The following is a 20,256-nucleotide window of genomic DNA, read 5'->3' as shown; positions in this document are numbered from 1 at the left end:
CGAGTTGACCTCGACCGGGCAGGGTGTAAGGATCATGTACGGCGGGTAAACCGTCCGCATCTCGCACATGAATTCCCCCCAAACACTCTGTCGGGGGAGGACTGTGTCCGCATCGCTCCGCAGAGAGAAAGACACCAGTGGAACTCGTTACCCTGACTGTCGTGCTGGTCATCGCACTGGCACTGTTCTTCGACTTCACGAACGGGTTCCACGACACGGCGAACGCCATGGCGACCCCGATCGCCACCGGCGCACTCAAACCGAAGACCGCGGTGTTGCTCGCGGCGATCCTCAACCTCGTCGGCGCGTTCCTCTCGACGGAGGTCGCGAAGACCATCTCGGGCGGCCTCATCCGGGAGGGCGAGGGCGGTATCCAGATCGGCCCGGAACTCATCTTCGCCGGCCTGATCGGTGCGATCGTCTGGAACATGCTCACCTGGCTGCTCGGGCTGCCGTCGTCGTCCAGCCACGCTCTCTTCGGCGGGCTCATCGGTGCCGCGATCGTCGGAGCCGGCTTCGGCTCGATCGACTTCGGTGTCGTGCTCTCCAAGGTCATCCTCCCGGCGCTCATCGCCCCGGTCACCGCCGGCGTCGTCGCGTACTCGGCCACGAAGCTCGCCTACCGCATCACCCGTCGCTACGACGGCAAGCCGGATGGTCGGGACGGCTTCCGATACGCCCAGATCTTCTCCTCCTCCCTCGTCGCACTCGCGCACGGGACCAACGACGCTCAGAAGACGATGGGCGTCATCACGCTCACCTTCATCGCCGTCGGTGTGCAGGCGGTCGGTACGGGCCCTGAACTCTGGGTCATCGTGGTCTGCGCGCTCGCCATCGCCCTCGGCACGTACATGGGCGGTTGGCGCATCATCAAGACCATCGGTACCGGCCTGACGGACGTGAAGCCGGCGCAGGGCTTCGCGGCGGAGACGAGCACGGCGGCCACCATCCTCGCCTCCAGCCACCTCGGTTTCGCGTTGTCGACCACGCAGGTCGCCTCCGGTTCCGTGATCGGCTCGGGTCTCGGCCGACGCGGCTCGAAGGTCCGCTGGGGCACTGCAGGACGCATCGGGCTCGGTTGGCTGATGACGCTGCCGGCAGCCGGCATCGTGGGTGCCCTCGCCGCCGCTGTCGCCCACCTGGGCCTCGTGGGCATCATCATCGACGCCGTCGTCGGTGTCGGGGTGATCCTCACCATCTTCCTGATCTCGCGTCGCAACGAGGTCAACCACAACAACGTGGTGAGCGAGGTCGCCGACTCCGGACGAGCGGTCAAGATCAAGCGCAACCCGAAGCCCAAGAAGGTGAAGAAATGATCGACTGGGCAGCATTCCTGATCGTGTTCGCGACGTCCCTCATCGCGGCGACCGCGGTCGTGAGCCTGTACGCCTTCGGCCTCCGACTGCTGACGACCGCGGGCCGTGTGCCGGTGGTCGCTCCCGCGGAGTTCACCGACGCGATCACGGTCATCACGCCTGAGGAGGCTCAGCGGGCTGCGAAGCGTGCTGCGAAGGCGGCGCGGAAGAACCCGCTGACGCCTGGTCAGCAGAACCTCGCGCGTGCGGGCGCCTACGCCTGTTTCGCGCTCTGCGCAGCCGCGGTCCTCTTCGGCATCTACCTGATCGTCCCCTTCTTCCACCAGTCCTGACCCGGACGTGCCAGCGCGATGCGCTGGAGCGAGTGCGGGTCTCTGACGCGAGCGCGCCCCTCCGGAGCCCTGCGCTCGCGCGCGTTCAGGTGCGCTCGGACGAGGGCCCCGCGCTGACGCGAGCGACGCACAATCGGCCAGGCCGCGACGCAACGACGCGAGCGCGGGTCTCCAGAGACCCGCGCTCGCGCGTGTATACAGCGGTCGGTCCAGCGCATCGCGCTGGACGGTCCGGACTCAGGCGGTGTTGCGCCAGCGGCCGATCAGCGTCATCACGTGGTAGATCACGATGGCGGCGATCGTCCCGAGCGCGATGCCGTTGAAGCTGACGTCACCACCGGCGACCCATGTGAAGTCCGCGATACCGATGATGAGTGCGGTCGCCGCCGTGAACTGGTTCACAGGCTTCGAGAAGTCGACCCTGTTGTCGAGCCAGATCTTCACACCGATGATGCCGATGAGCCCGTACAGCGCCGTCGTCACACCACCGAGCACGCCGGCGGGGATCGTGTTGATGACGGCACCGACCTTGGGGGAGAGGCCGAGTAGCACGGCGAAGAGACCGGCCACCCAGTACGCCGCGGTCGAGTACACGCGGGTCGCCGCCATGACGCCGATGTTCTCACCGTAGGTCGTGGTGCCGGAGCCGCCGCCGAAGCCGGCGAGCATGGTTGCCAGGCCGTCGGCGAGCAGCGCGCGTCCGGTCTGCTTGTTGACCGACGCGTCGGTCATCTGTGCGACGCCGCGGATGTGTCCGACGTTCTCCGCGATGAGGACGAGCACGACGGGCAGGAACGCCGGGAGCACGGCCCAGACGGCCGGGTTCGAGATCGGGTTGTCGGCGAGGTGGAACTCAGGGAGGCCGATCCAGGCGGCGTCGGCGATCTTCGAGAAGTCGATCTCCTGACGGATGGCGGCGACGATGTAGCCGACGACGACACCGATGACGATCGACAGGCGGCCGAGGATCCCACGGAACAGCACGGTCGACAGGATGACCGCGGCGAGCGTGACGAGGGCGGTGACCGGTGCGAGCACGAAGTTGTTCTTCGCGGCCGGCGCGAGGTTGAAACCGATGAGCGCGACGATCGCACCGGCGACGACGGGCGGCATGAGCGCGTCGATCCAGCCGGTCCCCGTCACTTGGACGACGACGCCGACGATGGCGAGCAGCACACCGACGGCGAGGATGCCGAAGAGGGCGCTGCCCATGCCCTGGCTGGCGACGGCGGCGGTGATCGGCGCGATGAACGCGAAGGAGGAACCGAGGTAGCTCGGCACGCGGTTCTTCGTGATGAGCAGGAACAGGAGCGTCCCGACACCGGAGAAGAACAGGGTGGTCGTGGGCGGGAATCCGGTGAGGACGGGGACGAGGAACGTCGCGCCGAACATGGCGACGACATGCTGCATGCCGAGTCCGATGGTCCGGGGCCAGGTGAGTCGTTCGCCGGGTCCGACGATCGCGTGGGTCTCGACGTGCTTGCCGTCGCCGTGCAGAGTCCAGGGCAGCGCCATGTGTGCTCGTTTCCGTGGGTGGGAAGGGTGGGGAAGGGGTCCAGCCGATCGTAGCGGCCCGTTCGCACCAGGGTGAGCGCTGCCGCTACGCTTGATGCTTCGACCGGTCGATCCAGGAGGTCCAGTGACCACGACGCCCACCGCCCCACGATCGTTCCGCGAACGTCTCGACGGCTTCTTCGAGATCACGGGGCGCGGCTCGACCGTCGGCACCGAGGTCCGTGGCGGTCTCGTGACCTTCGTCGCGATGGCGTACATCGTCATCCTCAACCCGATCATCCTGAGCGGCTCGGCCGACGTCGAAGGCGGCGAACTCGGCTTCGGCCAGGTCGCCGCCGTCACGGCGCTGACGGCCGGCGTCATGACGATCCTCTTCGGGCTCATCGCCCGCCTCCCGTTCGCGTTCGCGGCGGGGCTCGGCATCAACTCCTTCCTCGCGGTGAGCGTCGTCGGTCAGGTCACCTGGGCCGAGGCGATGGGCCTCGTCGTCATCAACGGCCTCATCATCGTCCTCCTGGCGGCGACCGGTCTCCGGGCCATGATCTTCAACGCCGTGCCGATCCAGTTGAAGATCGCGATCACGGTGGGCATCGGCCTGTTCATCGCGTTCATCGGGTTCGTGGACGCCGGTTTCGTCCGCTCGACCGGCGCGGGCTCTCCGCCCGTCGGCCTGGGCATCGAGGGCTCTGTCGCGACCGTCCCCACCGCGGTGTTCGTGATCTCGCTCCTCCTCACCGGCGTGCTCGTCGCCCGGAAGATCAAGGGTGCGCTGCTCATCGGCATCGTCGCGTCCACGATCATCGCGATCATCGCCGAAGCCGTGTTCAAGGTCGGTGCTTCCGCCGGTGGTGAGAACCCGGGCGGCTGGAACCTCAGCGTCCCCACCCTTCCGACGCAGATCGTCGGGCTCCCCGATCTCAGCCTGCTCGGCCAGGTGAGCTTCGGCGGCTTCGAGCGCATCGGCGCCCTCGCCGCCCTCATGCTCGTGTTCACCCTCGTCTTCACGAACTTCTTCGACGCGATGGGTACGATGACCGGCCTGTCGAAGGAGGCCGGCGTCGCCGACGCGAAGGGTGACTTCCCGCGCCTGCGCTCCGCGCTCATCGTCGAGGGTGTCGGCGCGGTCGCCGGTGGCGCCTCGTCGTCCTCGTCGTCGACGGTGTTCATCGAATCGGGAGCTGGCATCGGCGAGGGAGCTCGCACGGGACTCGCCAACATCGTGACCGGAGGGCTCTTCCTGCTCGCGATGTTCTTCACTCCGCTCACGCAGATCGTGCCCTCCGAGGTTGCGGCGGCGGCACTCGTCATCGTCGGTGCGCTCATGATGTCGCAGATCAAGGACATCGTCTGGACCGAGTTCTCCGTCGCGTTGCCGGTGTTCCTGACCGTCGTCGTCATGCCGCTCACGTACTCCATCGCCAACGGCATCGGCGCAGGGTTCATCGCCTGGGTCGTCATCCGTTCGTTGTCGGGCAAGGCACGGGAGATCAGCCCGCTGCTGTGGATCGTCGCGGCCGGCTTCCTCGTGTTCTTCGCCCGTGGTCCGATCGAGATGGCGCTCGGCGTCGCCTCCTGACCGGTCCGCTCACCGCCCGCGACGAGAGGGTGTCGGGAGCGCGACCTACAATCGGGACATGACTTCCGACGTCCGATTCGGTCAGTATCCGGCACCCCAGCGGGTCATCGTCCACCTGAGTGACCCGCACCTGTTGGCTGACGGCCGCTATCTCTATGATTCCGTCGACGTGCAGGCGAACCTCGAGCAGGCGCTGCGGCAGGTCGAACAGATGGGCCTCCGTCCCGACGCGATGGTGTTCACCGGCGATCTCACCGACCTCGGCGAACCCGACGCGTACCGTCGGCTGCGTGCGCGTGTCGAGCCGGTCGCCGAGCGCCTCGGCACGACGATCGTCTGGTTGATGGGCAATCACGACGAGCGCGCGACGATGCGCACCGAACTCCTGGACCTGCCTCCGGGGGAGTCGCCGATCGACTCGGTCTGGGACTTCGACGGTCTGCGCGTCATCGGACTCGACAGCACGGTTCCCGGGTGGCATCACGGGGAGCTCGAGGACGCTCAGTTGGACTGGTTGCGTGAGGTGCTCTCGGTGCGGGCGCCGCTCGGCAGCATCCTCGCCATGCATCATCCGCCGGTGCCGTCGAGCGTGCCGTTCTTCGACATCCTCGAACTCCGTGACCAGCACCGGCTCGCGGACGTCGTCCAGGGGAGCGACGTCCGAGCGATCCTCGGTGGGCACCTGCACTACTCGACGTCGAGCACCTTCGCCGGGATCCCCGTGCAGGTGGCGAGCGCGAGCTGCTACTCGATGAACCTCTCCCGGCCGGCGACCGACGTCAACGGGATGTTCGGTGGGCAGTCCTTCAATCTCGTGCACGTGTACGACGACCGGCTCACGCATTCGACGGTGCCGCTCGGCGACTTCACGACGGCCGACACGTTCAGTGAGGCGTTCATCGAGCGCATGGCGGCTCTCAGCCCGGAGGAGCGGCTCGAAGCGTTCTCCCGGAAACGCTGACGAGCACGCCTCCAGCCAGAGATGTCTCGGTCTCAAGACAACTCTTCGGTAGCCGTGTGGGCTCCCGGCTACGCTTGACGACAGCACATCCACCGATCAGGCAATGGAGCCACGAGTGACGATCAGTACCACCACCATCGACCCCACCACCCCGGGAGCACACGACACCATGGCGGACGACATCAACCAGGACGCGACGCGGACGGAGTCCGATTCGCTCGGCTCGATGGAGATTCCCGCGGAGGCATATTGGGGGATCCACACCGCTCGGGCACTCGAGAACTTCCCGATCACGAAGCGTCCGATCTCCGTCTACCCCGACCTCGTGGTCGCGATCGCGAGTGTCAAGCAGGCTGCGGCCCGGGCGAACGCCGAGATCGGTGTGCTCGACCCCGCGAAGGCGAACCTCATCGACCGCGCCTGCCAGATCGTCATCGACGGCGACTTCCACGATCAGTTCATCGTCGGTGTCATCCAGGGCGGTGCCGGCACCTCGACGAACATGAACGCGAACGAGGTGATCACGAACATCGCGCTCGAACTCGCCGGACACGCCCGCGGGGAGTACCAGTACCTCCACCCGCTCGACGACACGAACCGTTCGCAGTCGACGAACGACGTGTACCCCACCTCGATCAAGATCGCGTTGGCGTTCTCCCTCCAGTTCCTGCTCACCGAGCTGGGTGCCCTGCGGGACTCCTGCAGCGCGAAGGCGGTCGAGTTCTCGCACGTGCTGAAGGTGGGCCGGACGCAGCTGCAGGACGCCGTCCCGATGACGCTCGGCCAGGAGTTCCACGGCTTCGCCACGACGTTGAACGAGGACCACGACCGGCTGCACGAGACGCTGTGGATGCTCGCCGAGGTCAATCTCGGTGCGACGGCGATCGGGACCGGTATCACCGCCGACCCGCGCTACGCCGAGGCGGTCGTGCGTCACCTGAACATCATCACCGATCTGAACCTCACCACGGCGCCCGACCTCATCGAGTCGACGAGCGACGTCGGTGGTTTCATGTCGTTCAGCGGAACGCTGAAGCGCAGCGCGATCAAGCTCTCGAAGATCTGCAACGACCTGCGCCTGCTCTCGAGTGGTCCGCAGGCCGGTCTCGGAGAGATCAACCTGCCTCCGCGCCAGGCCGGGTCGAGCATCATGCCCGGCAAGGTGAACCCGGTCATCCCCGAGGTCGTCAACCAGGTCGCGTTCAGTGTCGTCGGTGCCGACATGACGGTGACGATGGCGGCGGAGGCCGGGCAGCTGCAGCTGAACGCCTTCGAGCCGGTCATCGCGCACTCCCTTCTGCAGAGCATCGTGTGGATGGCGCAGGCCTGCAAGACGCTGCGGGTCAACTGCATCGACGGCATCACCGCGAACGAGGAGCGCCTCGGGGTCATGGTCGGCGCCTCGGTGGGCGTGATCACGGCGCTCACGCCGTTCATCGGCTACCAGTCGGCGGCGGCTCTCGCGAAGACGGCGCTGCTGACGGGCCGCAACGTGGCCGACCTCGTGGTCGAGGCGAACCTCATGACCCGGGCCGAGGTCACGAAGCAGCTGTCCCCGGCTCGCCTGTCGGGCATCGAGGCGATCACGTCGGCGATCCCGATCATCGACCTGCCGATCCCGGGAGCGGATTCCGACCCGAGCCGCTGAGCGCGGCGTCGCCCGAGCAACGAGAAGCCGTCCTGACCGAATGGTCAGGACGGCTTCGTCGTGGGGTGCGGGTGGCTACGCCGTGACGCGGCAGTGCGTCGTGAGTGCACCGACACCTTCGACCGAGACGGTGACGGTCGCGCCGTCGGTGAGGAACACCTGCGGGTCGCGCGAGTAGCCGGCCCCGCCCGGGCTTCCCGTCGAGATGAGCGTGCCGGGGAGGAGGGTGGCCGAGCCGGACAGGTGTTCGATGAGCGTTGCGACGCTCCGCACCATGTGGCTCGTCGACGAATCCTGCAGGGTGACGCCGTCGAGGACGGTGGAGATGTGGAGCTGCTGCGGGTCTGGGATCTCGTCCGCGGTGACGACGACCGGTCCCGTGGGTGTGAAACCGTCGAACGACTTGCAGCGGGACCACTGGGCTTCCGAGTACTGGATGTTGCGGGCCGTGATGTCGTTGACGACGGTGTACCCGAAGACGTAGTCGAGCGCGTCGGCCGCTTCGACGTCGCGCGCTGCGCGGCCGATCACGACACCGAGCTCGGCTTCGTAGTCGACCTGCTCACTGATGGCGGCCGGCCAGGTCGTCGTCGCCTCGTGGCCCGTGAGCGAGTTCGCCCAGAGACAGAAGATCGTCGGGGCGTTGTCGGTCTTGAGGTTCAGCTCCTGCGAGTGTGCGGAGTAGTTGAGGCCGACGGCCAGCACCGTCGGCGGACGCAGGACGGCGGAGGCGTGCACGAGGCCGTCGAGTGGTTCACCGCTGATCCCGTGCGCGGCCTGGGCGCTGACGAAGCTGCGGACGCGGTCGAGTTCAGACGGGCCGCGTTCGATGAGTTCCTGGAGGTCGCGTGGGGCGTCTTCGAGGATCTCATCGAGGAACATGGCCCCGGTGTCGCTGATGACGGCGAGCCTGACCCGCTGCGGTGCGTCGGTCGAGCTCGGCTGGTGGTCGGTGGCGATGAAATGGGCGAACTTCACGGCTCTACGGTATCGCAGCCCGGCGAGCGTCGGGACGTTGTGTCCATACCGTGCCCCGTGGCCCGCGGAACGTCGGTGAACCGTTCCGGACAGACTCATCGCCCGGTGCTGCGGCAGTGCCTGCGAGTCTCCCGGGCGATGAGTTGGTCTGGAATCAGCATGCACCCGTCCTGCGGCGCCCGCAAGCCCCAGAACGCCGGGCCGGGCGCACGCGGAGAGCGAAATCCGGCTGACGAGGACGCCTGGAGCTGCTTGGATGGAGTCATGACCGATTCATCACGCACCAAGCCCGAGGTCGACGCCCCCGTTGGGCCGGCCCCCGCAGAGCTCGTCATCGAGGACATCTTCATCGGCGAGGGCGACGAGGCACAGGCCTCGTCCACCGTCGACGTCCACTACCTCGGTGTCGGCTATGACTCCGGTGAGGAGTTCGACTCCTCTTGGAGCCGCGGACAGTCCATCAACTTCCCGCTCCGCAACCTCATCCAGGGCTGGCAGCACGGCATCCCCGGCATGAAGGTCGGCGGCCGTCGCAAGCTGACGGTGCCGCCTGAGCTCGCTTACGGCCCCGCCGGCGGCGGACACCAGCTGTCCGGCCAGACGCTCGTCTTCGTGATCGACCTCCTGGGCGTCAAGTAACGAGTCCCGTGTGCGCCCCTCGGCTCCGACGGCCTGTCCGTCGCTGGAGTCGAGGGGCGTCCCATGTCACCTGCACCACCGAATGAGGACCCCGTGACCCAGGCAACCCAGTACGTCGACCGGCTGACGGCGACGATTCCCGACTTCCCGACAGCGGGCATCACGTTCCGCGACCTCACACCGGTGTTCGCCGACGCCGATGCCTTCCGGGCCATCATCGACGAGTTGGCGGCGCGGTTCGAGGGCCGGTTCGACGCGGTCGCCGGGGTCGAGGCGCGCGGGTTCCTGCTCGCCGCTGCGCTTGCATACGCGACCCACACCCGGCTCGTCCCCATCCGGAAGGCCGGGAAGCTTCCCGGGGAGGTGCTGCGCGAGGACTACGGTCTGGAGTACGGGGCTGCTGCACTCGAACTGCGGACGGAACAGCTGCCAGCGGGCACACGCGTGTTGATCCTCGACGACGTCCTCGCGACGGGCGGCAGCTGCGGAGCCGCTGTGCGGCTCATCGAACGGGCCGGGTACGTGGTCGCCGGGCTGGGGCTCGTCCTCGAGCTCGACGGCCTTCCCGGGCGCGCGTCACTCGCTGGCCGCGACGTGTTCGCGATCGCGAACGCTCCGGCCTGATCCCGACGGATCGGCGCCCGTCCTCAGGGCGTCGGGGTCCTCGCGTCGTAGCGGCGGAACGCGCCCTGGCCGCGCACGAGTGCCCAGACGAGCACCGCGACGAGGAGCCCGCCCGCCAGCGGGGGGATCCACAGTGCGAGCGCTGAGGCGGCGAGCCCGATGTACAGATCGCCCACTCGCGGGCCGCCCGTGACCACGACGGTGAACAGTCCCTGCAGTCTGCCGCGGACCGCGTCCGGCACGGCCGCCTGCAGCATCGTCATCCGGAAGATCGCACTGACGTTGTCCGCGGCACCCGCGACCGCGAGCGCGATCGACGCCAGGACGATCGCCGGGATGTTCGCGCCAGCCGCCGGGCGGGGAGCCCCGTCGGACAGGGTCACCCAGGCGAGGATGCCGCCGAAGGCCGCGATGGCGAGCCCGTAGACCACGATCGCCCGCTCGATCGCCAGGCCCTGACGGTCGATCCTGCCGAGCGGGCCGGAGACGAGGCTCGACAGCAGGGCACCGACGGCGCCGGCCGCGGTCAGCACGCCCACGGTGATCGCGCCGCCACCGAGCAGGAGGGTGCCGACAGCCGGGTAGAGCACACGCGGATTGCCGAACGTCATCGCGATGATGTCGACGATGAACGTCATGCGGATGTTCGGGGCGGTGCGGAGGAACGTCCAGCCGTCCGCGAGACTGCGGAGCCCGGGCAGTCTGCTGACACCGTCCTCCGGCAGGATCTTCGGGAGCGACGCGATGCCGAGGAACGCCGCGACGAACAGGATGACGTCGATCGTGTACGTCCAGCGGAACCCGACGCTCGCCACGAGGACACCGGCGAGCGCCGGACCCACGGTCACCATGATCCCGATGGAGATACCGGACAGTGCTGCGGCTGAGGGGAGGAGGCGCGCGGGGAGCAGCCGGGGGAGGATCGCCTGCCTCGTCGTGCCGACGACGGTCGTCGAGACGGCATTGATCGTCGTGAGCAGGTACAACGGCCAGACCGCTTCCGAGCCGGTCCAGGCCAGAACGGCGATGACGGCAGTCGACACCCAGGTCACGATCGCCGCCGTCAAGGCGACGGTCCGCCGGTCGAACGCGTCCGCGAGCATGCCGCCGTAGAGTCCGAACAGGATCATCGGGACGAGCGCCACGACCCCGACGAGCGAGACGGCGAACGTTGAGGCGGTGAGGTCGTACACCTGGAGTCCGACGGCGACGATCGTCATCTGCCCGCCGATGCCGGTGATCGCGCCACCGAGCCAGAGGCGTGCGAACGCGCGGCTCTCCCGGAGCGGACTCAGGTCGACGAACACCCCGCGGCGCGCTGGCGTCTCCTCGGCGTTCACCGGGGCATCGGACGTGGAGCTGGCGCTGGGCGAGGCATGCGAGCCAGCTTACGCGCCGTGCTCCTGCCGTCTCGTCGCGTCGCCGGGTCGACCTCTCAGGGGCTGCCCCGAGCCGGATGTCGGCGCCATCGGGCAGGATGGAGTCATGCGTCTCTGGTCCATCCATCCCCGATACTTCGACGCGCAGGCGTTGACCTCGTCGTGGCGTGAGGGCCTGATCGCGCAGCGCGTGCTCGCTGAACCGGGGTCGAGCCTGCGGACGCATCCGCAGCTGCACCGATTCGTGAACGCGGCCGATCCGCTGCGTGCGATCGCCGCGTTCCTCGGCGGGATCGCCGACGAAGCGGAAGCGCGCGGCGGGAGCCTCGACCGAGACCGCATCCTCGAGCCGGGTGTCCTCGCGCAGCCGCTCACGGTGACGGACGGACAGCTCGACTACGAGTGGGGGAACCTCAACCGCCACCTGCTGGAGCGCAGCCCGTCCGTGGCGGAGCGGTGGGCGAAGGTGTGGCGTCCCGAACCGCACCCGATGTTCGTGCTCGTCGGCGGCGGCGTCGCGAGCTGGGAGCTCGCCTGACGGGTCTTGCGCAGGGCACCCTCCCGAGTGTCGGTGTGCTCTCGACGCCCGCCGATCGAGCCGCTAGCGTTGCCCCCATGGGCAGACACGCTGATGTGGGCGCCGCGCCGCTCTCGGCCACCGGGAGCGTCGTCCGATTGCGCCCGGACCTCGAGCAGGCCATCGACGAGGCCGGTCGTCTGGCTTTCTTCCGCGGCCTGCCGAACAGTGCGCAGGGCGAACTCGTCCGATGGCTCGACCGTTCCGACGGTGCGGACCGTGAGGCGCGCATCGAGGAACTCATCGAACTCCTCGCGCAGCGCGCCACGGAACTGCGCCCGCCTGCGGCTCGGAACCCGGAAGCGCCGGCACCGGGCTGAGCGCTGAGGCCCACCCGGAGCCCGGGTGACCTCAGAAACCGAAGTCGCCGCCCCCGCCGAAGTCGCCGCCGCCGAAGTCACCGAACCCGCCGTCACCCCAGCCGCCGCCGTCTGCTGCGCCGGCATCTGCTGCGCCGGCCTCGGTCGTGCCTGCGTCAGCGCCCGCGTCGGTCGAGGCGTCCCCGGAGGCGTCCGTGCCGACCGTGTCCGGGATGAACGCCTGCGCGATGGCAGAGCCGACCACGACGCCGGCGATCGTGCCGAGCATCGAACTCGCGAGCATCCCGCCGAACCCCATGCCGCCGCCCTGCTGGCCGAACGACCGCTCGAGCGTCCCCGGCTGGCGGAGTTCGGAGCGCGTCGCCGACACCGCGAGCGCGTTCGGCGAATCGTTCGCCGGGGCCTCGCCGGCCGGTGCATTCTCAGAGAGCTGTCGGTACAGAATCGCGCGCTGCTCGGGCGTCAGCTTCGTGAAGGCCTCCTCGTGCACCTGCTCGATGGCCTCGGGCGGAGCCGTCCGCAGCAGGTAGCGATAGCGCTCGACGGCGACCTCGTCCTCGCTCCGTGGCGTCTGCGGCGGTGTCTGCCGGGAGAAGTCCTGGCCGTAGGAGGCGTTGCCGGGCGTCTCAGGCTCCGGGCGGCCGAGCAGTCGATCGAGGAATCCCATGGTGTGCTCCTTGTGCTGTCGCGGGCGTCCAGCGTATGGCCTCAGCCTCGCCCGAGACTTGGACGGTCCTGGGAATCCGCCGGAGGATGCCGGACGGGAATGCCGGAGCCCTGCTGAGCGCTACAGCTTGGAGTGCCTGCCGCCGAACGGCAGGACGACGAAAGGCGACCATGAGACTCTCGGTACTCGACCTCATCCCTGTCCGCACCGACCAGGACACGCGTGCCGCGCTCGCCGCAACCGTGGCCTTGGCACAGCGGGCCGACGAACTCGGCTACCACCGCTACTGGGTCGCGGAGCACCACAACATGCCGTCTGTCGCATCGACCAACCCCGCCGTCGTCATCGGCATCCTGGCGAGCGCGACCGAGCGCATCCGCGTCGGGTCCGGCGGCGTCATGTTGCCGAACCATGCACCGCTCGTCGTCGCGGAGCAGTTCGCGCTCCTCGAGGCCGCAACCCCCGGGCGCATCGACCTCGGACTCGGCCGCGCCCCCGGGAGTGATCCGGTGATCTCGGCCGTGCTCCGCCAGTCCGGCAACACGAGTGACGTCGACCGCTTCCCGAACAACGTCCAGGACATCATCGCCCTTCTCGGCGTGGACGGAGCGAGCGTCCGCATGACCTCGGGTGAGGAGTACGAGCTGCGCGGGACGCCGAAGGCCGGGAGCGTGCCCGACGTCTGGCTGCTCGGTTCAAGCGACTACTCTGCGGCGCTCGCCGCGGCCCTCGGCCTGCCCTACGTGTTCGCCCACCACTTCTCCGGCCAGGGAACCGCCCGTGCGCTCGAGCTGTACCGGTCGAGCTTCCAACCCTCGGCGGTGCTGGACGCCCCGAGGACGTTCCTCACCGCGAACGCCGTCGTGGCGGACACCGCCGCCGAGGCGGAGGCGCTCGCGCTCCCGAACCTCCAGCAGATGGCTCGACTCCGATCCGGGAAACGACTCGGCCCGATCGCCACGGTCGAAGAGGCTGCGGCGACCGAGCAGAGCGAGCTGGAACTCGGTTTCGTGGAGCAGATGCGAGCCGCGTGGATCATCGGCGATGCGGATCACGCCGCGGCGGAGCTCACGAGTCTGGCCGAACGTTTCGGGGTCGACGAGGTCATGGTCTCACCGGTCGGCTCCGCGCGTGAGGGGACAGCGTCCGATGCCGCACCGGCGCGCGTCCGGACGCTCGAGCTCCTCGCCGAGCGTCTGCCGCAGCGCTGAGTCCGTGCCCGGGCGCCTCAGCCGTGGGCTGATCCGGCGCCTCGCACGCGCTCCACGAGCTCCTGCCAGGCGCCCGTGAGCTGCTGCTCACCGATGGTCGCCTCGCGCGGCGCGCAACGGATGCGGTACACGTAGCGGTCGGGGAGGGGCGGCCCCTGTGGGGCGTCGTCCCAGGGCAGTTCGTCGAGCAGGACGATCCACGTGTCGACGTCCGGTTGGTCGTCGACGACGACCTCCCACTGGCGGGTGAGCCCCGCGATCCCGCCGCTCCGCGTCACCGTGACCTTCATGCGGCGATGGTACTCCGGGCGGCTGACCGGTGCCACGGAATCGTCAGCCCTGCGAGGACTCAGCGGGCAGGGGCGATCCCGACCAGCGTCCAGGCCTCGCTCACCGCTCGGACTTCGGGGGAGGCGTCTCCGAACCGCTTCGCGGCCGCGGTGATCGTCGCGGCCGCGAAGGTCGCGAAGTCGGTGCGGTCCGACAGGCCGCTCGTGAGGGTGTCGTACCAGATCTGGCCGGCGCGCTCCCAGGCGTTGCCGCCGAGGGCCACCGCGAGGGTCGCGAACGCCCGGTTCGGGATCCCGGAGTTCAGATGCACTCCGCCGTTGTCGTCGGTCGTCTCGATGTAGTCGTCGAGGTGCGCCGGCTGCGGGTCGCGGCCCAGCACGTCGTCGTCGTAGGCCGTTCCGGGTGCGAGCATCGACCGCAGTGCGTTCCCTTCGACCTCATCGGTGAACAGACCTTCGCCGATGAGCCAGCTCGCGTTCGCCGCGTCCTGACCACGAGCGTGCTGTTCCACGAGAGCCCCGAACACGTCCGAGACGTGCTCGTTGAGTGCGCCGGACTGCCCCTCGTACGCGAGGTTCGCCGTGTACTGCGTGACCCCGTGCGCGAGTTCGTGGCCGATCACGCTCAGCGAGCTCGTGAAGTTCCTGAAGACCTCGCCGTCGCCGTCGCCGAAGACCATCCGCTCGCCGTTCCAGAACGCGTTGTCGTAGTCGTCGCCGTAGTGCACGGTCGCCAGGAGCGGGAGTCCCCGGCCGTCGATCGAGTCGCGGCCGAAGGCCTCGGCGAACAGGGCGTGGGTGTCGCCGAGGCCGTCGTACGCGGCGGTGACGGCGTCGTCGGAGGTGGTGGGCTCGCCCTCCGACCGGACGAGCACACCGGGGAGTGTCTCAGTGCGTTCCGCATCGAAGATGCTGCGTTCGGGCGGCCCGGGAACCGCATCGCCCGCGCGGACCGCCGGAACCGATCCGGTGACGGTACGGGGCTCCGCACCAGGCTCGGGGAAACGATACGGACGGGTGGCGAGGAGTGAGTACCTGGCGGCGTTCGCCGCGCGGGCCATCTGTGGTGAATCCAGTTCGGCGATGCGCTCGAGCAGCCAGGGCGGCACGATGCCGCAGACGTGCTGAGAGGCGGGCGTCAGAGCGCTGGGCGAGGGGTTCCGCGAGCCGTTCATGCGGGTGATCCTGTCACACCCCACCGACATCACACGACGGAGGAGCCGAGGCTGTGGAGAACCCAGTACCGTCGACGGGAATAGTCGACACATGATCCTCGTTGACCCAGATATCCATGCAAACGCATGAAAGAATGATCAGGAGCGCATCATGCAGTTCGGAATCTTCACGGTGGGGGATGTCACCACCGACCCGACCACTGGAATCACCCCCACCGAGCACGAGCGCATCGAGGCCATGGTCGCGATCGCGTTGAAGGCCGAAGAGGTCGGACTCGACGTCTTCGCGACCGGTGAGCACCACAACCCGCCCTTCGTCCCGTCGAGTCCGACGACGATGCTCGGCTACATCGCCGCGAAGACGACCAACCTGATCCTCTCGACCAGCACGACGCTCATCACCACCAACGACCCGGTGAAGATCGCCGAGGACTATGCGATGCTGCAGCACCTCGCCGGCGGCCGCGTCGACCTCATCATGGGGCGTGGCAACACGGGACCGGTCTACCCCTGGTTCGGCAAGGACATCCGCGAGGGCATCAACCTCGCCATCGAGAACTACGCGCTGCTGCACCGCCTGTGGCGCGAGGAGTACGTCGACTGGCAGGGACAGTTCCGCACGCCGCTCCAGGGCTTCCAGTCGACGCCGCGCCCGCTCGACGGTGTGCCGCCGTTCGTGTGGCACGGCTCGATCCGCAGCCCTGAGATCGCCGAGCAGGCCGCCTATTACGGAGACGGCTTCTTCGCGAACAACATCTTCTGGCCGAAGGAGCACTACATGCGCCTCATCCAGCTCTACCGTCAGCGCTTCGAGCACTACGGTCACGGCACCGCCGAGCAGGCGATCGTCGGACTCGGTGGGCAGGCGTTCATGGCGAAGAACTCGCAGGACGCCGTCGCGCAGTTCCGTCCGTACTTCGACAACGCCCCGGTCTACGGGCACGGTCCGTCGCTCGAGGACTTCACCGAGCAGACGCCGCTGACCGTCGGCAGCCCCCAGCAGGTCATCGACCGGTACGCGTCGATGCGGGAGTCCTTCGGCGACTACCAGCGACAGCTGTTCCTCATGGACCACGCGGGGCTCCCGCTCGGCACGGTGCTCGACCAGCTCGAGATCCTCGGAGGCGAGGTCGTCCCGGTGCTCCGCAAGGAGTTCGCGAAGGATCGTCCCGCCACCGTGCCGGAGGCCCCGACGCACGCGTCGATGGTGGCCGCCGCGGAAGCCGAGCTCGCCGCGCGCTCCGGCGCGGTCGAGACCTCCTCGGTCGGTGCCGGTTCGTCGTTCGGACCCGCGGCTGCGGGGGTTGCACGATGAGCGGGAAGCGCACCATCGCGGTCGTCTCCGCCGGGCTCAGCCAGCCGTCGTCCACACGGCTCCTGGCCGACCGTCTTCGAGACGCGACCGTCGCCCGCCTCGAGCGCGACGGTTTCGAGGTTGAGACGACCACGATCGAGCTCAGGGATTTCGCGCAGGACATCACCAACAACCTGCTCACGGGGTTCCCGAGCCCGAAGCTCAGCGCGGCCATCGAAGCGATGACGGGGGCCGATGGCGTGATCGCCGTCACGCCGATCTTCTCCTCGAGCTACTCCGGGCTGTTCAAGTCCTTCTTCGACGTGGTGGAGCCGACGGCGCTGACCGGGGTGCCGATCGCGCTGGGGGCGACGGGTGGCTCGGCTCGACACTCCCTCGCGCTCGAGTACGCGGTTCGGCCACTGTTCGCCTACCTGCGGACCGTGACCGTCCCGACCGCCGTGTTCGCGGCGTCGGAGGACTGGGGGTCGGGTGACGAGCAGGTGAGCGCGCTGCCCGAGCGGATCGACCGCGCGGCCGGTGAACTGAGCGCCTTGGTCGCAGCGTCCGATCGCACAGGCCGCCTCGACGACCCGTTCGCGCTCGACCGACCCTTCTCGGAGCTGCTCGGCGGGTTCGAGGCCTGAGCGGCGAGACCAGAGGGTCTGGCGGGCGGCTGTCGGGAGTCCCGACCGCCGCCCGCGACGTTCCCAGCCTCCAGCCGGAGGCGTTTGCGATACTGATGTCGCGCATCGTCGTGTGAACGGTGGCGGAGGGAGTGGTGGACGGGTGATCCCTGGAATGCGCCGACTCGCGGGCCTCGCGCTCGCGGCGGGGATCGTCGGCACCACGCTCATCGCGACGCCGTTGCTCCCGGTCGCGCCGGCGAGCGCCGCGGGCAGCGGCACGATCGAGAGTCCACGGGACGGTGACACCGTCTACCGCATCGACTACACGCTCGACGGTGAGCAGGTGAGCGGGTTCGACGTCACCGGAACCGCCGATGACGGCGCGGAGCTGGTGCTCTCCTACTGGCGGTCGATCGACCTCTACGACGCAGCCAAACCGTGCTTCACCGCTGCAACGGACGACGATGCCGCGTGCACCCTGCAATCGACGGGCGGGTCCGGCGCGACGGAGTTCCGCTTCGACGGCCAGCCGATCGAGGTCGGCAGCGACGGCGGCTGGTCGACTCGGGTCAACATGACCCAGTGGCTTCGCGGTGCGGAAGCGGGGGAGTACGACATCACGCTCGCGCTCGTGTCCACGAACGCCGACGGCGGTGCGACACTGGGCGATCCGGTCAGGCTCGTCTTCGACTCCACGACCACCGCCGATGCTGCAGCCGCCGACGCCGAGCCCGCACCGACCATCGGTGCCGGGCCGCCGCTCTGGGTCTGGTTGCTCGTCGCGTTCCTCGTGCTCGACCTCATCGCGCTCGTGCTCATCCTGGTGCTGCGGCGTCGGCGCGTCCAGGAGGCCGCCGAAGCCGAGGAGCGGTTGAACGTGCGGCGCCGCTCGACGCACCGTGAACCCCCGGCGTCCTGAACCTGTTAGACTCACAAGGTTGCCGTCGAACGGCCGCGGATCAAGAGAGCCCACGCATCAGGCGACGGGCACCGCGCAACGGACAGAAAGGGGATCACCACTATGGCTCTTGAAGGAGGCATCAAGAAGGCGATCATCGAAGAGTACGCAACCCACCCAGGTGACACCGGGTCCCCCGAGGTTCAGGTGGCGGTCATGACCCGCCGCATCAAGGACCTCACGGAGCACCTCAAGGAGCACAAGCACGACCACCACTCGCGTCGTGGCCTGCTCCTCCTGGTCGGCCAGCGTCGCCGCCTCCTCGGCTACCTCCAGGCTGTCGACATCGAGCGTTACCGTTCGCTGATCGAGCGCCTCGGACTCCGCCGCTAGGCAGCAGCTCCTCGCTGACAACGCGAACTTCTCGACGGGCCGTCATCCTCTTCGGATGGCGGCCCGTTTCGTCTGTCGCCCGACGGGTTCGGGAGGTCGTCGGATGCCGCGGCGCGAGTAGTCGACAGATGTAGAACATGTGTGCAACGGCTCGACGGAGGACCGCTCGTCTGGCAAGGTCGAGAGTCGGCTTCGAGCGAGGCCACGGCACGACAGCACCACAGCAAGGAGCGGCATGAGCATCTGGCGGACGAAGAGCATCGAGGATTCCCTCGCCGACGCAGGCGTCGAGGGGCGGAGCCTCAAGCGCACGCTCGGCACCTGGGACCTCATGATCATGGGAGTCGCGGTCGCCGTCGGTGCCGGCATCTTCTCCGTCGGGGCCAAGGCCGCCGGCAACTACGCCGGGCCCTCCGTCTCGCTCGCGTTCATCCTCGCCGCGGTCACCTGCGCGCTCGCGATCATGTGCTACGCCGAGTTCGCCTCCACCGTGCCGGTCGCGGGCTCCGCCTACACCTTCACCTACGCCACCCTCGGCGAGCTGCTCGCCTGGATCATCGGCTGGGATCTCATCCTCGAGATGCTCACCGCCGCCGCCGTCATCGCCAAGTACTGGGGCATCTACCTGAGCAACGTCTTCCTCCTCTGGGGTTGGGACGTCCCGAGCGAGATCGACGTCCTGGGGCTCAAGGTCAGCTGGGGCGCGTTCGTCATCGTCGCAATCTTCACCACGCTGCTCGTGCTCGGCACGAAGCTGTCCTCGCGTGTCGCGAGCGTCTTCACGATCATCAAGGTCGCGATCGTCATCTTCGTCATCGTCGTCGGCGCGTTCTTCGTCAAGGCGGCGAACTACACGCCGTTCATCCCCGACGAGGTGCCGACCAAGGGCGGCGCGTCCGACGCCTGGTCGCAGTCCCTGTTCTCCTTCATGACGGGCGCTGCTCCCGCGCAGTACGGCATCTTCGGACTGCTCGCCGGTGCCTCGCTCGTGTTCTTCGCGTTCATCGGCTTCGACGTCGTCGCCACGAGCGCGGAAGAGGTCAAGAACCCGCAGAAGAACCTGCCACGCGGCATCTTCGGCGGACTCGCCATCGTCACCGTGCTCTACGTCGGCGTCAGCCTCGTGCTCACCGGCATGGTGCCGTACACGACCCTCGCCGAGGCGGAGGACCCCTCGCTCGCGACCGCGTTCATCGCCGTGGGGGCTGACTGGGCGGCGCAGGTCATCTCGATCGGCATCCTCGCCGGGCTCACCACGGTCATCATGGTGCTGCTGCTGGGCCTCGCTCGTGTGCTCTTCGCGATGAGCCGCGACGGCCTGCTCCCGCGCTCGCTCAGCGTCACCTCCGAGAAGCGCAAGACGCCCGTCCGTATCCAGATCATCGTCGGCGCGCTCGTCGCGCTCATCGCCGGCCTCACCGACGTGGGGATCCTGGAGGAGATGATCAACATCGGCACGCTCTCGGCGTTCGTCCTCGTGAGCATCGCGGTGATCGTGCTGCGGAAGAAGTACCCGGACCTGCCCAGGGCGTTCCGGGTGCCGTGGTCGCCCGTCGTGCCGATCCTGTCAGCGGTGCTCTGCGTCTGGCTGATGCTCAACCTGACCACGCTCACGTGGGTCCGGTTCCTCGTGTGGCTCGCGCTCGGCTTCATCATCTACTTCGCCTACAGCCGCCGGCATTCGATCGTCGGCAAGAAGGCCAGGGGCGAGCTCGTCGAGTGACACACCACGTGCGCGTCGGCGTGCGCTGAGCATCGCGCCGATCCGATCGACCGTGATCCCGACCGTCAGCGCGATCGCAACGGACAGCGCCGTCGCCAGGACCGGCTGGTC

At 68.3% G+C, this 20,256-nt stretch carries 21 protein-coding genes; 15 read left to right on the top strand and 6 right to left on the bottom strand.

Annotated elements, in window-relative coordinates; all coding sequences use genetic code 11:
- Positions 1 to 137: 137 nt before the first annotated feature.
- Positions 138 to 1,316: an anion permease gene (locus KXS11_RS13500; RefSeq protein ID WP_437386121.1), complete on the top strand. Its 1,179-nt coding sequence runs from the start codon at positions 138 to 140 to the stop codon at positions 1,314 to 1,316.
- The gene (locus tag KXS11_RS13495; protein WP_437386120.1) at positions 1,313 to 1,648 is read left to right on the top strand and encodes a peptidase; all 336 of its coding nucleotides are present in this window, start codon (positions 1,313 to 1,315) and stop codon (positions 1,646 to 1,648) included. The genes KXS11_RS13500 and KXS11_RS13495 overlap by 4 nt, the downstream gene beginning before the upstream one ends.
- Positions 1,649 to 1,885: 237 nt before the next feature.
- Here the strand turns inward: KXS11_RS13495 and KXS11_RS13490 are convergent, their stop codons facing one another.
- A complete protein-coding gene (locus KXS11_RS13490) occupies positions 1,886 to 3,163 on the bottom strand; it encodes a uracil-xanthine permease family protein (RefSeq protein ID WP_437386119.1) in 1,278 nt (425 codons plus the stop codon).
- Positions 3,164 to 3,257: 94 nt separating this feature from the next.
- On the opposite strand from KXS11_RS13490, the gene KXS11_RS13485 reads away from it, so the two are divergent.
- From KXS11_RS13485 to KXS11_RS13475, 3 genes are all read left to right on the top strand, one after another.
- Positions 3,258 to 4,739: an NCS2 family permease gene (locus KXS11_RS13485; RefSeq protein WP_437386118.1), complete on the top strand. Its 1,482-nt coding sequence runs from the start codon at positions 3,258 to 3,260 to the stop codon at positions 4,737 to 4,739.
- A gap of 58 nt (positions 4,740 to 4,797) precedes the next feature.
- Positions 4,798 to 5,700, top strand: a complete 903-nt coding sequence (locus tag KXS11_RS13480; RefSeq protein WP_437386117.1) for a phosphodiesterase — start codon at positions 4,798 to 4,800, stop codon at positions 5,698 to 5,700.
- A 169-nt stretch (positions 5,701 to 5,869) separates the two neighbouring features.
- Positions 5,870 to 7,348, top strand: a complete 1,479-nt coding sequence (locus KXS11_RS13475; RefSeq protein WP_437386507.1) for an aspartate ammonia-lyase — start codon at positions 5,870 to 5,872, stop codon at positions 7,346 to 7,348.
- A gap of 75 nt (positions 7,349 to 7,423) precedes the next feature.
- Here KXS11_RS13475 and KXS11_RS13470 read toward each other — a convergent pair whose 3' ends face one another.
- The gene (locus KXS11_RS13470; RefSeq protein ID WP_437386116.1) at positions 7,424 to 8,326 is read right to left on the bottom strand and encodes a fumarylacetoacetate hydrolase family protein; all 903 of its coding nucleotides are present in this window, start codon (positions 8,324 to 8,326) and stop codon (positions 7,424 to 7,426) included.
- Between the two features lie 264 nt (positions 8,327 to 8,590).
- Here KXS11_RS13470 and KXS11_RS13465 point away from each other — a divergent pair, with 264 nt between their 5' ends.
- Together KXS11_RS13465 and KXS11_RS13460 are read left to right on the top strand one after the other, a co-directional pair.
- A complete protein-coding gene (locus KXS11_RS13465) occupies positions 8,591 to 8,965 on the top strand; it encodes an FKBP-type peptidyl-prolyl cis-trans isomerase (protein WP_437386115.1) in 375 nt (124 codons plus the stop codon).
- Positions 8,966 to 9,028: 63 nt separating this feature from the next.
- Positions 9,029 to 9,589, top strand: coding sequence for an adenine phosphoribosyltransferase (locus tag KXS11_RS13460; RefSeq protein ID WP_437386114.1), 561 nt, complete (start codon positions 9,029 to 9,031; stop codon positions 9,587 to 9,589).
- A gap of 23 nt (positions 9,590 to 9,612) precedes the next feature.
- Here the strand turns inward: KXS11_RS13460 and KXS11_RS13455 are convergent, their stop codons facing one another.
- A complete protein-coding gene (locus KXS11_RS13455; protein WP_437386113.1) occupies positions 9,613 to 10,929 on the bottom strand; it encodes an MFS transporter in 1,317 nt (438 codons plus the stop codon).
- 145 nt (positions 10,930 to 11,074) lie between these two features.
- Between KXS11_RS13455 and KXS11_RS13450 the strand changes: the two genes are divergently transcribed.
- Together KXS11_RS13450 and KXS11_RS13445 are read left to right on the top strand one after the other, a co-directional pair.
- On the top strand, positions 11,075 to 11,506 hold the full coding sequence (locus KXS11_RS13450; protein ID WP_437386112.1) for a pyrimidine dimer DNA glycosylase/endonuclease V: 432 nt from the start codon (positions 11,075 to 11,077) through the stop codon (positions 11,504 to 11,506).
- Positions 11,507 to 11,583: 77 nt separating this feature from the next.
- The gene (locus tag KXS11_RS13445; protein ID WP_437386111.1) at positions 11,584 to 11,865 is read left to right on the top strand and encodes a YdeI/OmpD-associated family protein; all 282 of its coding nucleotides are present in this window, start codon (positions 11,584 to 11,586) and stop codon (positions 11,863 to 11,865) included.
- Positions 11,866 to 11,896: 31 nt separating this feature from the next.
- Here KXS11_RS13445 and KXS11_RS13440 read toward each other — a convergent pair whose 3' ends face one another.
- Positions 11,897 to 12,532 carry a hypothetical protein gene (locus tag KXS11_RS13440; RefSeq protein ID WP_437386110.1) on the bottom strand — a complete coding sequence of 212 codons (636 nt, stop codon included), beginning with the start codon at positions 12,530 to 12,532 and terminating at the stop codon, positions 11,897 to 11,899.
- 170 nt (positions 12,533 to 12,702) lie between these two features.
- Here KXS11_RS13440 and KXS11_RS13435 point away from each other — a divergent pair, with 170 nt between their 5' ends.
- On the top strand, positions 12,703 to 13,743 hold the full coding sequence (locus tag KXS11_RS13435; protein WP_437386109.1) for an LLM class flavin-dependent oxidoreductase: 1,041 nt from the start codon (positions 12,703 to 12,705) through the stop codon (positions 13,741 to 13,743).
- Positions 13,744 to 13,760: 17 nt separating this feature from the next.
- Here the strand turns inward: KXS11_RS13435 and KXS11_RS13430 are convergent, their stop codons facing one another.
- A complete protein-coding gene (locus KXS11_RS13430) occupies positions 13,761 to 14,033 on the bottom strand; it encodes a protealysin inhibitor emfourin (protein ID WP_437386108.1) in 273 nt (90 codons plus the stop codon).
- Between the two features lie 59 nt (positions 14,034 to 14,092).
- A complete protein-coding gene (locus KXS11_RS13425; protein WP_437386107.1) occupies positions 14,093 to 15,208 on the bottom strand; it encodes a M4 family metallopeptidase in 1,116 nt (371 codons plus the stop codon).
- A gap of 151 nt (positions 15,209 to 15,359) precedes the next feature.
- On the opposite strand from KXS11_RS13425, the gene KXS11_RS13420 reads away from it, so the two are divergent.
- The 5 genes from KXS11_RS13420 (at position 15,360) to KXS11_RS13400 (ending at position 20,145) form a co-directional block, all read left to right on the top strand.
- Positions 15,360 to 16,523, top strand: coding sequence for an LLM class flavin-dependent oxidoreductase (locus tag KXS11_RS13420; RefSeq protein ID WP_437386106.1), 1,164 nt, complete (start codon positions 15,360 to 15,362; stop codon positions 16,521 to 16,523).
- Positions 16,520 to 17,149 carry an FMN reductase gene (locus tag KXS11_RS13415; RefSeq protein WP_437386105.1) on the top strand — a complete coding sequence of 210 codons (630 nt, stop codon included), beginning with the start codon at positions 16,520 to 16,522 and terminating at the stop codon, positions 17,147 to 17,149. Before KXS11_RS13420 ends, KXS11_RS13415 begins: the two co-directional genes overlap by 4 nt.
- A gap of 154 nt (positions 17,150 to 17,303) precedes the next feature.
- Entirely contained in the window at positions 17,304 to 18,050 is a 747-nt protein-coding gene (locus tag KXS11_RS13410; RefSeq protein ID WP_437386104.1) for a hypothetical protein, read from the top strand.
- A 102-nt stretch (positions 18,051 to 18,152) separates the two neighbouring features.
- Positions 18,153 to 18,422: a 30S ribosomal protein S15 gene (gene rpsO, locus KXS11_RS13405; RefSeq protein ID WP_437386103.1), complete on the top strand. Its 270-nt coding sequence runs from the start codon at positions 18,153 to 18,155 to the stop codon at positions 18,420 to 18,422.
- A 235-nt stretch (positions 18,423 to 18,657) separates the two neighbouring features.
- Positions 18,658 to 20,145 carry an amino acid permease gene (locus KXS11_RS13400; protein WP_437386102.1) on the top strand — a complete coding sequence of 496 codons (1,488 nt, stop codon included), beginning with the start codon at positions 18,658 to 18,660 and terminating at the stop codon, positions 20,143 to 20,145.
- The last annotated feature ends 111 nt before the right edge of the window (positions 20,146 to 20,256 follow it).

Source organism: Plantibacter flavus (assembly GCF_051487245.1).
Lineage (GTDB): Bacteria > Actinomycetota > Actinomycetes > Actinomycetales > Microbacteriaceae > Plantibacter > Plantibacter flavus_B.
This window is presented reverse-complemented; position numbering and strand designations above follow the sequence as displayed.